The sequence below is a fragment of the Rhizobium sp. BK619 genome (genome assembly GCF_014195245.1).
Classification (GTDB): Bacteria; Pseudomonadota; Alphaproteobacteria; order Rhizobiales; family Rhizobiaceae; genus Rhizobium; species Rhizobium acidisoli.
On sequence record NZ_JACIBH010000005.1, the window covers coordinates 364002 to 376452 of the forward strand.

Annotated in this window: 13 protein-coding genes; 1 reads left to right on the plus strand and 12 read right to left on the minus strand. The window is 61.2% G+C overall.

From position 1 onward, the window contains the following. The first annotated feature begins 46 nt into the window (after positions 1 to 46). A complete protein-coding gene (locus tag FHX14_RS33460; protein WP_003593984.1) occupies positions 47 to 235 on the plus strand; it encodes a hypothetical protein in 189 nt (62 codons plus the stop codon). 41 nt (positions 236 to 276) lie between these two features. Here FHX14_RS33460 and FHX14_RS12075 read toward each other — a convergent pair whose 3' ends face one another. The 12 genes from FHX14_RS12075 to FHX14_RS12130 all read right to left on the minus strand — a co-directional run bounded on the left by FHX14_RS12075 (position 277) and on the right by FHX14_RS12130 (position 12449). Further along, on the minus strand, positions 277 to 1002 hold the full coding sequence (locus FHX14_RS12075; RefSeq protein ID WP_184377236.1) for an ABC transporter ATP-binding protein: 726 nt from the start codon (positions 1000 to 1002) through the stop codon (positions 277 to 279). 2 nt (positions 1003 to 1004) lie between these two features. After that, the gene (locus FHX14_RS12080) at positions 1005 to 1751 is read right to left on the minus strand and encodes an ABC transporter ATP-binding protein (RefSeq protein WP_003593981.1); all 747 of its coding nucleotides are present in this window, start codon (positions 1749 to 1751) and stop codon (positions 1005 to 1007) included. Then, entirely contained in the window at positions 1748 to 2761 is a 1014-nt protein-coding gene (locus FHX14_RS12085) for a branched-chain amino acid ABC transporter permease (protein ID WP_063824033.1), read from the minus strand. The genes FHX14_RS12080 and FHX14_RS12085 overlap by 4 nt, the downstream gene beginning before the upstream one ends. After that, entirely contained in the window at positions 2758 to 3642 is an 885-nt protein-coding gene (locus FHX14_RS12090; RefSeq protein ID WP_184377237.1) for a branched-chain amino acid ABC transporter permease, read from the minus strand. The genes FHX14_RS12085 and FHX14_RS12090 overlap by 4 nt, the downstream gene beginning before the upstream one ends. Positions 3643 to 3691: 49 nt before the next feature. After that, positions 3692 to 4840, minus strand: coding sequence for an ABC transporter substrate-binding protein (locus FHX14_RS12095; protein WP_184377238.1), 1149 nt, complete (start codon positions 4838 to 4840; stop codon positions 3692 to 3694). 133 nt (positions 4841 to 4973) lie between these two features. Continuing rightward, positions 4974 to 5819: a shikimate dehydrogenase gene (locus FHX14_RS12100; protein WP_003593977.1), complete on the minus strand. Its 846-nt coding sequence runs from the start codon at positions 5817 to 5819 to the stop codon at positions 4974 to 4976. 91 nt (positions 5820 to 5910) lie between these two features. Continuing rightward, on the minus strand, positions 5911 to 7803 hold the full coding sequence (locus FHX14_RS12105) for a bifunctional sugar phosphate isomerase/epimerase/4-hydroxyphenylpyruvate dioxygenase family protein (protein WP_184377239.1): 1893 nt from the start codon (positions 7801 to 7803) through the stop codon (positions 5911 to 5913). Next, a complete protein-coding gene (locus FHX14_RS12110; protein WP_246713381.1) occupies positions 7800 to 8684 on the minus strand; it encodes a shikimate dehydrogenase in 885 nt (294 codons plus the stop codon). Before FHX14_RS12110 ends, FHX14_RS12105 begins: the two co-directional genes overlap by 4 nt. A 162-nt stretch (positions 8685 to 8846) precedes the next feature. Continuing rightward, entirely contained in the window at positions 8847 to 9776 is a 930-nt protein-coding gene (locus FHX14_RS12115; RefSeq protein WP_184377241.1) for a LysR family transcriptional regulator, read from the minus strand. Between the two features lie 52 nt (positions 9777 to 9828). Further along, positions 9829 to 10656, minus strand: a complete 828-nt coding sequence (locus FHX14_RS12120; RefSeq protein ID WP_184377242.1) for an amidohydrolase family protein — start codon at positions 10654 to 10656, stop codon at positions 9829 to 9831. 61 nt (positions 10657 to 10717) lie between these two features. Next, the gene (locus tag FHX14_RS12125) at positions 10718 to 11785 is read right to left on the minus strand and encodes a 4-oxalomesaconate tautomerase (protein WP_184377243.1); all 1068 of its coding nucleotides are present in this window, start codon (positions 11783 to 11785) and stop codon (positions 10718 to 10720) included. After that, entirely contained in the window at positions 11778 to 12449 is a 672-nt protein-coding gene (locus tag FHX14_RS12130) for a 4-carboxy-4-hydroxy-2-oxoadipate aldolase/oxaloacetate decarboxylase (protein WP_184377269.1), read from the minus strand. The genes FHX14_RS12125 and FHX14_RS12130 overlap by 8 nt, the downstream gene beginning before the upstream one ends. Positions 12450 to 12451: the final 2 nt, after the last annotated feature.

The following is a 12451-nucleotide window of genomic DNA, read 5'->3' on the forward strand; positions in this document are numbered from 1 at the left end:
CCACATATCTTTGACGGTCGGAACGATGCAGCAAAGGAGGCCCGACATGTCGCAAACGAGCATCTGGAATATCGTACAGGCCCTTTCCGCATTCAAGTCGCAAAGGCGCAGAGATGCGAACCATGAGCATGCGCTCCAGCAGCTAAAGCGTTTTCCATCGCATCTGCTGGCCGATTGTCAGCCCGAAATAGAGTTGACCGTCGCAAAGCGCTGCGCGTCAGATAAGAGGCGATAGAGACCGCCTCTTAGCTTTCATTCGTTGCACATCGATGTCGATCAACTCGCAACGTCATCGATGTGCCCGCCCAGGAAGAGCCTGCCAACCCGCGGATCGGCAAGAAGGTCGCTGGCCTTGTCATGCATCCGCGTCCGGCCGAGTTCCAGGACTAGCCCGTAGTCGGACATGGCAAGCGCCGCCTTGGCATTCTGTTCGACCATCAAAATCGTCACACCCTGGTCGCGCAGCCGGATCAGCGTCCGGAATACCTCCTGGACGAGATTGGGTGACAAGCCGATCGAAGGCTCGTCGATCAGAATGAGCTTGGGGTCCAGCAACAGCGCACGCGCGACTTCCAACTGTTTCTGCTGGCCGCCGGAGAGTTCGATCGCTTTTCGATCCCGATGGGTCTTGAGCGCCGGAAACTGCTCCATCACCAGGTCGATGCGCTCGCGCACCTTCGATGGATCCTTCGAGGTGATCCCGCCGAGCTCCAGATTGTGATAGACGGAAAGCTGCGGCACGATGTTGCGCCCCTGCGGGACGTAACTGACGCCGCGGCCGAGCAGGTCGCGCGGCTTGTTGCCCGTCACATCCTGGCCGTTCAGCAGGATCTGGCCCGAATGAATGTTGAGCAGGCCGAAGATCGCTTTGAAGACCGTCGATTTCCCGGCGCCGTTCGGACCGATGATCGTTGTGATCGAGCCCCCCGGGATCTTGAACGAGACGCCGTTGAGGATCGTGATCTTACCGTAGCCGCCGTAGACTTCCTTCAATTCCAGCATGATCAGCCTCCCAGATATGCGTCGATGACCTGCTGGTTGGCGCGGATCTCGTCCGGCGCCCCCTCAGCAATGATGGCCCCTTCCGCCAGCACGATGATCCGCGTGCAGAGCGACATCACGAATTCCATATTGTGCTCGATCACCACGAAGGTCGTGTCGTGTTCGCGGTTATAGGTCAGGAGGCGTTCCTTCAGATTGCCGAGCATGGTCAGGTTGACGCCGCCCGCCGGCTCGTCCAGCAGCACCAGATCCGGCCCGGCCATGAAGGCCATCGCTGCATCGAGAAGCTTTTGCTGGCCGTAGGAAAGAGCGCCGGCCTTTTCCTCTTTCAGGTGCCTGAGCTTGAAGAAATCGACCAATTGTTCGGCCTGTTGCGTCAGCCCCGCATCGGGCTTTCCGAACAGCCTCGACAACATGGTTCCCTGGTGCTCCTGGCCGGCAAGGATGATGTTGTCGAGCACGGACATTTCCGGGAAAACCGAAAGCTGCTGAAACGTTCGGCCGACGCCGCGCTTGGCGAGATCGCATGACTTCATCCCTGCGACGGGATGACCGTTCACGAAGACCTCGCCGCGATCCGGTTGGAGCTGACCGAGCACGCAATTGAACAGGGTGGACTTTCCCGATCCGTTCGGACCGATCAGACCGAGCACCTCGCCTTTCATGACTTCGAAACTGACGTCCTTGACGGCCTGGATACCGCCGAAAGTCTTGGAAATGTTGCGCACTGAGAGAACGGAACTGTTCATAGCTGTGCTCCTTCCTTCATGTCGCCGCGGGTGACACGTCTCGGGCGAATAGCGCCGATCAGCCGTCCGCCTAACCCCATCAGGCCGCTTGGCGAAAACACCATGAGCAGGATGACCAGCGTGGAATAGATGATGAGGTAGTAGCCTTCGGTGAACCGGAGGAATTCCGGCAGAAGGATCACGACGGCAGCTCCGAGCATCGGGCCAAAGAAATAACCGGACCCGCCGACCACGACCATCAGCAGAATTTTCAGCGAGAAACTCAGCGCGAAAGAGTTCGGCTCGATATATTGAACCACCGGCGAAACCAGCGTTCCGGCGAGCCCTCCGGCCGCCGAGCCGATGGCAAAGGACAGCAAGGTGATCCGGCGGATGTTGAGGCCGAGGCTTTCGGCGCGAATGGGGTTTTCGCGCAGGCCCTTGAAAGCGCGGCCCCAGGGGGAACGGACCAGCCCGTACATCAGCATGGAGAAGATCACGAAGACAACCAGGCAAAGATAATACATCTTCTGGTTCGACGTCAGCGGGATCGACAGGACGGTGGATTTCATGCCGGTATTGAACAGCCAGAAATCAGGCCGCGGCATATTCGACTTTCCGTAGGAGCCCCCGGTCAGCCAGTCCTCGTTGCGAAGCACGAGCACGACCAGCGTGTTGAAGGCGAGCGTCACGAAGGCGAGGAAATGGCCTTTGACGCGCAGCGCCGGGAAGCCGACGAGTAGGCCGATGATAAAGCTGGCCGCCACCGATACCGGCATGGCGACGAGCCAGTGGATGCCGTTCATGGTCATAAGGGCAGTGATATAGGCGCCCACGGCCATGAACGAGGCCTGTGCCAGCGAAATCTGCCCGGCATAACCTAGCGTCAGGTTCAGGCCCATCGCCGCGATCGTGTAGATGAGCCACGAGCAGAGGATGAGGGCGACGTAGTTTCCCTGTCCGATCGGAGCAAGCGCCAGAAGAATGATTCCGACGACGATCAGGAGCCATTTCGGAACGAGGTTCATCAGACTTTCCTCCCTTCCGGTGTCCCCAGCAGACCTTCGGGCCGCCATAGGATGATGACAATGAGCAGGACGAGCGGAACCGCCGCACGATATTCGGCAGTCAGGTAGGTTGCCGTCATATTGTCGAGCACGCCGATCAGCAGGCCACCGGCGAGCGCGCCGCGGATCTGGTTGAAGCCGCCGACGATCGCGGCGATGAAGGCGATGAGGCCGAGATATTCGCCGTTCGAAAACTTGGCGAGATAGAACGGCGTGATGAGGAACGATGCCAGCGACGCCAGCGCCGCATTGATCAGAAAGGTGTAGAGTACCATGCGTTTCGTATCCACGCCGAGAATGCCCGCCACGTCGGGATTCCGCGCGGTCGCCTGCATGGCCCGGCCCGTTCTGGTGCGGTTGAGAAACAGGGTGAGAGCCACGACGACGGCAAGCGAGATAAAGAGATGGGCGATATCGGTGACCGAAATGACGACGCCGAAGATGTTCAGGCTGCCACCGGAGACGATCTCCGGAAAGGGCTGCGCTTCCGCCCCATAGAATTCCTTGACGCTCTCCCTCAACAGGATCGCCAACGCCATCGTCGCAATCACCAGCGGAAGACCTCCTCCTGCTTTCGACGCCTTCATCGGCTCCACGATCAGCCGCTTGAAGAGATAGCCGAGCACGAGAATGGAAGCCGCAAGCGCGACGAGAATGGCCAGAGGCAGCGGCAGCCCGGCCCCCAGCGCCATCAGCAGGAAGAAAGCGGGCAGCATGACGAATTCGCCCTGGGCGAAATTGACCGTCTGCGCGGCTTGCCAGACCAGCGTGAAGCCGATCGCCGCCAGCGCGTAGATCGATCCCGTTGCCAGGCCCGACATCAGGACTTGCAGAAACTGTTGCATAGATCTTGCCTCAAAAGGGTGCCGGCCCGGCCGGCACCCGTGCTGAACCTCAGTTCGCCGGAACGGTGCCGACGACCTTCTGCTTGCCATCCACGACCTGCGTCATGAAGCTTTCACGCGACATTTCGCCGGTATCGTCCCAGGTGGTGGTGAGCAGCATGCCGGGATATTTGGCAACATCGAGCGTCAGGCCGTGCAGCTTCTTCGCAAGCGCCTCCCGGTCGAGCGAGCCGTTGATCTCGGAGACGTACTTTACCGCATAGACGGCGACATAGCCTTTGAGGCCGTTGTGGTCGGTGACTCGATTGTACTTCTGTTTGAACTTCTCGGCGAAGGTCTGGATCGCCGGAACGGCAGCGCCGGTGGTAATGCCGACATGCGCGTAGGCGCCGTTGGCGGCTTCGCCGGCAAGATCGATAACCTTCTGGCCGGTCAAGGTGACTTCGCCGACGAGAGGGACCTTCAGCCCCTGCTTGCTGGCTTCCTTCAGGAAGCGGGCGGCTTCCTCTTCATTCAGATAAACGAAGACGGCTTCGGCGCCCGATTCCTTGATCTTCGAGACGTCCGCCGCGAAATCGGCCTGGCCCTGCTCGGAAGGAACGTCGGCGACGAGATCGATGCCGGCTCCCTTCATCTCACGGACGAAGACGTCATGGCCGCCCTTGCCGAACTCGTTGTTCACCCAGGCAACGCCGATCTTCTTGGCCTTCAGCGTGTCCTTGAAATAAGGCGTCAGTCCCGGCACGCCCTTTGCGGCGCTCGACGAGGTACGAAAGATATAGGGATTACCCTGCTGCGTGACGTTCGGGGCTTCCGAACCGGTGAACTGCGGGACGCCATTCTGCTGCGCGACCAGCATGTTGACGATCGTCGAACCGGAATAGACCGTTCCGATGATCGCATATGCATCGGCGTCGATCGCCTTCTGCACCAAGGCGCGGGATGTCGGTGCATCCGACTGCGTGTCGTAATCGTCCATGACGATCTTCTTGCCGAGGATGCCACCGCCGGCATTGATCTCCTCGACCGCCATGTGGGCGCCGTCACGGTAGTTCTGACCGGAGACCGCGCCAGCGCCGGAGAGTTCGCATACGCACGGCAACGAGACCGTGTCCTCGGCGCGCAAGCTCTGAGGATGCAGTGCAGCGCCTGTGATGAGGGACGCTGCGGCCCAAGCTATGAAATTACGTCTCTTCATGTTTTCCTCCCAAATACCTCCCGCTCATGCAGGAGACCTCCACCAATCGCCCGAGGCCGGCAAGCGCCGACGCCCGAACGGATTCATTTGAGCACTGCAAGACCGCCGTTCCCGGGACGGCCTATGCGCCCGCTCAGGCACCCGGCGACTTCGCACGGATATCGTCGATAAGAATTTGCCGAAGCTCACCAGTGACTTCAGGCTTGATTTTGAACCATCTGTTGAAGCCGACGACGCCCTGATGCAGCAGCATGCCGAGCCCGTCGACGCTGCGATGCCCCCGCGCCTTTGCGGCCTTGATCAGCTCGGTCTCGAGCGGCACGTAGATGACGTCGTAGACGATCGCATCCTTCTTCAGCGGACTGAGATCGATATCGAGCGGCGGTTGTCCAATCATGCCGAGACTAGTCGCGTTCACCAGCAGGTCGCATGTCGCCAGCAGATCCGGGAGTTCGCTCATGCCATGCGCGCTAACGCCGGCGCCGAAATGCGAAGCCAGGACCTCGGCTTGGGAAACGGTACGATTACACAAGGCGACCGTCAGTCCCCGGCTCAGAAGACCGTAGGTGGCAGCCCGCGTTGCGCCGCCGGCGCCGAGAATGACGGCGCGCTTCGCCCCCATGTCCCAGCCGGGCGCCAGTTCGTCGATATTGCCAAGGAAGCCGATGGCGTCCGTATTGCCGCCGACGAGAACGCCGTCCTCCCACCAGATGGTGTTGACCGCGCCCATTTTCGTTGCCGCATCGTCGATATGATCGAGATGCGGAATCACGGCAGTTTTATGCGGCACGGTGATATTGCCGCCGATCCATCCCGCCTCGCTGAAACGCGAGAAGAAGGTATCGACATCCTGAGGCGGAATGTCCAGGCGCTCGTAGCTGCCCTCAATCCCATAACGTTTCAGCCAATAGCCGTGCAGCATCGGCGAACGCGAATGCGAGATCGGGTGCCCCATGACAAATGCACGGTTCAGCGTCATTTATTTCCACTCCCTGAAATTCTTTGCGATGCGATCGGCTGCTTGCGAGCCGGCGCGATGTCTTCTTGCCGTGACTGTGGGCCGATCGGAGTCAGACACTTGGCATGCCCTCCGGTCTGAGGTGGCGCTTCTGGGCGGCTATGCGGAACGGCGCATTCGCGGCGCCATATCCCCGATATCCGCCGCGCCGTTCGACGATTTCGAAGAAAAAGCCTTCGCGGAAACCCGGACTGTAGAGCTGAAAATATTCGCCCTGCTCGTCGCGATCGTAGAGTATGTTCAACTCGCACAGCCGGTCCGCCACGACGGGATCCAGGCCGAAACGGGCCTCGACGTCGTCATAGTAGTTGCGCGGAATCTTGAGCGGCGAAAATCCATTGGCCTTGAGCGCCTCGGCGGTGGCGAAAATGTCCGCCGTCGAAAACGCCAGGTGCTGGATGCTCGAGCCGAAGTTTTCGGCGATGAAATGGCCGGCAAGCGTGCGCCGGTTGTCGGCGCCATTCATCGTTATCCGCAATGCACCATCGGCGCTCTCGACGACCTGGCTGCGGACGAGGCCGGAGGGATCGACAATGTCGATCATCGGCGTCTTCCTGAGATCGAAGATCGAAAGGTAGAACAGCAGCCAGGACGGCAGCTCGTCCGCTTTCATCGTTTGCCCCACGTGATCGACCCTGAAAAGGCCGGTCGCCACAGTGGCGTCCACCTCTTCCACGGGCTGGAAATCTATCTCCCACAGGCTGCCGAGTTCGCTCTTCTCGTCGACGAAATAGATGAGACCGCCGCCGACACCCCGAATTGCCGGAATTGCAAGCTCTCCCGGATGCACGGACTGTTCGAAAGGCTCCGCCCCCAGCGCCTTCGCCCTTTCGAGCGCGTTTTTCGCGTCGTCCACCTTGAGACAGACGGCATAGGCGGAGGTGCCGTGGACGACGAAGGACGAGTAGGCAAAACCCGACCGCTCCGTGTTCAGCAGTATGTTGATACCGCCCTGACGCAATAGCGTTACGGCCTTCGACTTGTGCCGGCCATGGACCTTGAAACCCATGATCCGGAGAAAGGCCGCGAGTTCATCGGCGTCCTCGACGCTGGTGGAAAATTCGATGAATTCCACACCTCTCACAGAGCTGCGGGGCGCGATCTCCGGCGCGCCGAAGGACACACCGCCTTGGCTGCGCGCCACACGGTCCGTCAAATCGACCAACGACCGGCGGCCGTCGACGGAGATCAGTTTCGCAGAGCCGCCGCGAAACTGGTCGTTGAAGATCTCCAGGGACAGCGGTCCCTTGTAGCCCGTGGCCGCAACCGCCCGCATGAAGTCGACGACGGGCAAATCGCCCTCACCCGGCATGTTGCGGAAATGCCGGCTGAGATAGAGAAGGTCCATGTCGATCACCGGCGCATCGGCAAGCTGCACGATGAAGATGCGGTCTCCGGGAATGGCCCGGATGGATTCGACATCGATCCGTCTCGCCAGCGTATGGAAGCTGTCCAGGATCAGGCCGATGTTCGCATGGTCGGCGCGCCGGACGATCTCCCAGGCGTCCCGATGATCATTGATGTGGCGTCCCCAGGCCAGCGCCTCATATCCCACCCGGATCGACCGTTTGGCAGCCCGTTCGCCGAGCTCGCGGAAATCGTCGGCGGCGCGATCGATGCCGCCAAGCGCGATGGTGGAGATGTTGGAGCAGACCAGCATCAGCTCGGTGCCGAGTTCCTGCATGACGTCGAATTTCCGTTCGGCGCGATCGAATGTCCTGGAGCGGTGCGGCTCGGGCATGCCTTCGAAATCGCGAAACGGCTGGAACAGGGTAATCTCCAGCCCGGCATCGCGCACCATCCTGCCGATCTCCCGGGGGGGAGCGTCGAATGTCAGGAAATCGTTCTCGAAAATCTCGACACCGTCGAAGCCGGCAGCGGAGATCGCCTCCAGCTTCTCCTGGAGATCGCCGCTGATCGAGACCGTTGCAATCGAGGTCTTCATTTTACCGCCTCCGGCACGACGGACAGGCCGTCCTCGCCCGTCGCGCCATTTGCGGATCGTGACGTCGGCTTGATGAAGCGAAGGTAGCTGAGCTGGATCGGCAGCTGCGCCACCGCCATTTCTTCACCGTTCTGAACCTTCAAGCCGTGCCGCTCCGCATCTTTGAGCCAGGGCGTTACGACAGGCTTGGTGACGGCGTCGGCGACGATCAGCGCACCGGCCAGTTCGGCGATTGGGAAAGGCAGCGGATCGCCGGAATTCATGCCGAGCGGCGAGGCATTGACGGCGATATCGATCTTGCGGCCTGCTGCGACGTGATCGAACACTTCGAGGTCGGGATGATAGCGGTTGAGCTCGGCCTTGAGCGCGCTACGGCGCATCTGGTCGGGCTCGATAATGGCAAGGGAGCTGGCGCCTTCCGAAGCCAGTTCGAAGGCGATCGCCGTACCCGCGCCGCCGGCTCCGATCAGCAAGGCATTGCAGTCGCGCACCTTGACGCCGTGACCCTCGAGCGCGGCGATCAATGCCATGCCGTCAGTCATGTCGCCGATCAGCTTTCCCGAAGGCGATCGCCTGATGGTATTGACGGCTCTTGCGCGGCGGGCTCGCTCGCTGACCTCGTCGCAGGCGACGAACGCGGCCTGCTTGTGCGGCATGGTGACGGAACAGCCGACGCAATTCTCCGTCCCCCGCAGGACATCGAAGAAAGCGGCGACCTTCTCCGGACGGATATCCATCGGCACGATGACGGCATCGACGCCGTGCTCGGCAAACCAGCTGTTCATCGGACCGGGCGATTTGACCTGCTCGACGGGGTGGCCGACGAGCGGGATGAAGACGGTCTTGCCGGTGACAAGGCGCCTGCGCTTAAGCGAAACCATCGATCCTCTATCCTCCATCCCGAACCGTTTACACGGGGATTTTCTCCCTATGCGAAGGCTGCTTCCTCGTGCCGCCATCGAAGAAAACGTCGACTTGGCGAGTGATGAACCGATGCGAAATGAATAGCAAATACCAAAACCCCTCAAAACAATAACATCATGTTAAGTTTTGCGCCGTTTCTGCAACCCTTGCTGCGGCGGGGACGAGACGGTCTTCATCTCGGATCGCAGAAGTTCGATGAGGGATTCGGCATAGACTGAAAGGGCCATATCGTTCCGGTAAGCCGCATAGGTGCTGAACGTCGTCTTCGCCTCGATCTCGAGGCATTTCACGTCGCGCATCTTGCCGTATGCCGCGGTGAACTCGTCGATGATGGCGATGCCCAGACCGGCAGCGACGAGGCTTCCCACCGTGATGCCGAAACGGGTCTTGATCTTCATGTCGAAGGAGAGCCCTTCGCGACGGAAGATCTCGGTCATGATGCGGCCGTAGGGATCGTTCGGATCGATGCCGATCAGCGGGTGCTTGACGATGTCGGCAGGACGGATTGAATCCTGCTGCGCCAATTCGCTGTCGAGCGAGACGATGCAGAACAGCCGCCCCGTGGCAAGCGGCGCGAAGTCGATGATCGAATGGTCGAACCGCGAGCTGATCGCCACGACCTCCCCGCGGCCGAGCAGCAGATAGTCGATCGACTGTTCGATCTTCAGGATATCTATCTCGATGCCGATATCGGGAAAGCGACGCTTCAGCCTTTCCACAGCACGCGGCACCATGACGTTGGCGATACTCGGCACCGAGGCGAAACTCAATTCGCGTCCGTCGCCTCTGCCGAGACGCCCGATGGCATTTTGCAGATCCTCGACCTTCAGATGAATATTGTCGAGGAGGTCGAAGACGTTGCGCGCTTCGGGTGTCGGCACGTAGCGGCCGTGCCGCCGGTTGAAAAGCGGCACGCCGACCATGTCTTCGGTATATTTCATCAGGCGGCTGACACCCGGCGCGGAAATGTTCAGCAGCTTGGCGGCGCCGGCGATGCTGCCGGTCACCATGATGGCGCGGATGATTTCTATCTGCCTCAGCGTCAGCACCGTAATGTCTCCCTCTGCTCCCGCAAACCCGGGACCTCCCGCAAAACCAAGGTCAGCCCCCGAAGAACAGCCGGCGCGGTGTTTCCCACAGAATCTGGCGGCGCTCCCCGATATCGGGAAACAGAACTTCAACCAGCTTGAGAAGCGGGCCGTAGTCCTGGCGGTCGGGCGCGCGCAGATAGGGCCAGTCGGATGCCCACATGCAGCGTTCCAACCCGAAAGCGCCGACCAGCGCCCGCAGGAATGGCCATGTGTCCTCGAAAGGATAGACTGTGCCCGCGAACTTCGCATAGCCCGACAGCTTTACATGGACCCGGCCGGTATCGGAGAGCCGCAGCAGGGTCTCGAATGCGGGATTATCCAAACCGTCGCGCGGGGCCGGGCGTCCGCAGTGATCGATCAAGACCTGCACAGGGATTCGTTCGATCCATGGCCGAAACATCGCCAATTGGTCGCGCTCAATCTGTATCTGGACGAACATATTGAGCTCGGCGAGCTTCGCCATCAAGCCAAAGGCGCTCTCGTAATAGGCATTTCCATGGAATGTCGGGTTGAGGGCAATTCCGACGATGCCCTGATCCCGAAGGTCGCGAAGCGCAGCCGTCTCCGCATCGAGAGGGGCGATCGCCACGCCCTTGAAGAGCGTGGGGTGGCGCGCGATCGCATCCAGCATGCAACTGTTGTCCGAGCCATATCCGGAGTTCGGCTGCACCAACAGAGCGTGACGGGTGCCATAGGTCTGCATTACCTGCACGAGCTGTGCCGTCGTGCCGATCTCCTGCCCCGACGGCTTGTAGGCCACATCGGCCGCATACGGAAATTGCGCGGGATCGAGGACGTGCGCGTGGCAGTCTATCTTCGGTTCTTCAAAAATACTCATTCGTCCTCCCAATGGACGGAATGCGCGCATCTTCACGACCGCGCACTATTGTTTTTGCCGGTCACGAAGCCAGCATATTCGCAAAAACCCTTCCGTCGAACAGTTTGCGCGCCGTTCTGATCGTCCCCGCCCCCTTGACCGAACCGTCTGCGGCAAGGTCGAGGAACACTTCCATCTCGCCTGTGGGATGCTCGATGCGGTAGCGACCATCGACGGGAAGGTTTGCGAGCGCATGCGCCGGAGACCCGCCAAGCCGGGTAGCCGTTGCAACCGTGACGGCGGCGAGAACGCCGACCGAAGCGTGAACGCGATACGGGATGAAGCTGCGCGTGCCGATCGATCCGCCGGCGCGAGGTTCGGAAACCAGGGTCATCTTGGGAACGGAAGCAGCAACGACGTCGCCGAGGTTCATCATCGGGCCGGCCTTGAGGCGGATGGCTTCAATCCGCGCCTTGAGGCTCTCGTCCGCCTCCAGCGCCTCCCGGGTTTCGCTGCCCGAAAGCCCGAAGTCCGCGGCCCGCATGATCACGCAGGGCATGCCGTTGTCGATCAGCGTCGCCTCGACACCGTCGATGACGTCGACCTCGTTTCCGGTGGGAAGAAGGGCGCCGCACATCGAGCCCGCGGTATTGACGAAGAGCAGCGGTATGGCTGCATGGCTTCCCGGCACACCGGCGATTTCAGCCTTGCCCTGGTAGTTCACCCGGCCATTCGGTGTCTCGACCCTGGCAACCGCCACCTCGCCCGAGTTGACCATGTGGATACGGACCGATGTGACTTCGCCCGACACCTTCACGAGGCCCCGCTCGATGGCGGCCGGACCGACCCCGGCCAGGATGTTTCCGCACCCTTGCGCATCGCTCACCAGCGCCTGATCGACGAAGACCTGCAGGAACAGATAGTCGACATCGGCATCCTCCCGCGACGAGGCCGAAAGCACCGCGACCTTTGACGTCAGCGGGTCGGCGCCGCCGATCCCATCGATCTGCCGCGGATCCGGCGAGCCCATGATGGCAAGCAGCAGCGCATCCCGTTCCCGGGGCTCGCGAGGCAGGTCTTCGGCCAGGAAATAGGCGCCCTTCGACGTCCCGCCTCGCATCCAGAGGCAGGCAATGCCGTCCTCATACATATTTCAGTCCCTTGGCCTCGAGCGTCGGCCGCATGCCGTAGAGATCGAGCCCGAGTTCGCCGGCGGCGAGGCGCTTGCGCTTGGCCTCTTCGTTCGCCATCCGCTTTTCCGCCGCGGCCAGGACATCAAGGGCTTCGGCGCGCTTGACCACGCAGACCCCGTCATCATCGGCGACGATGATGTCGCCGGCTTCGATGTGGGCGCCGGCGCAGACGATCGGAACGTTCACCGATCCCAGCGTTTCCTTGACGGTGCCCTGCGCGGAGACCGCCTTCGACCATACCGGGAACCGCATCTGGGTGAGATCCCTGACGTCACGGACGCCGGCGTCGATGACGAGGCCGCGGCAGCCGCGCGCTTTGGCCGAGGTGGCGAGCAGGTCGCCGAAATAGCCGTTGTCACAGGGGGATGTCGGCGCAAGCACCAGGATGTCGCCCTCCCGGATCTGCTCGATCGCCACATGCAGCATCCAGTTGTCACCGGGCGGCGCCGAGATCGTGACGGCCGAGCCGGCGATTTGCGCGCCCGCATAGATCGGCCTCATATGGCTGGCAAGCATGCCCTTGCGCCCCTGCGCCTCGTGGACCGTCGCAACTCCGGCCGCAGCGAGCCTGTCGATCACATCGGGTTCCGCTCTCTCTATGGTCTGCACCACGATGCCCATGC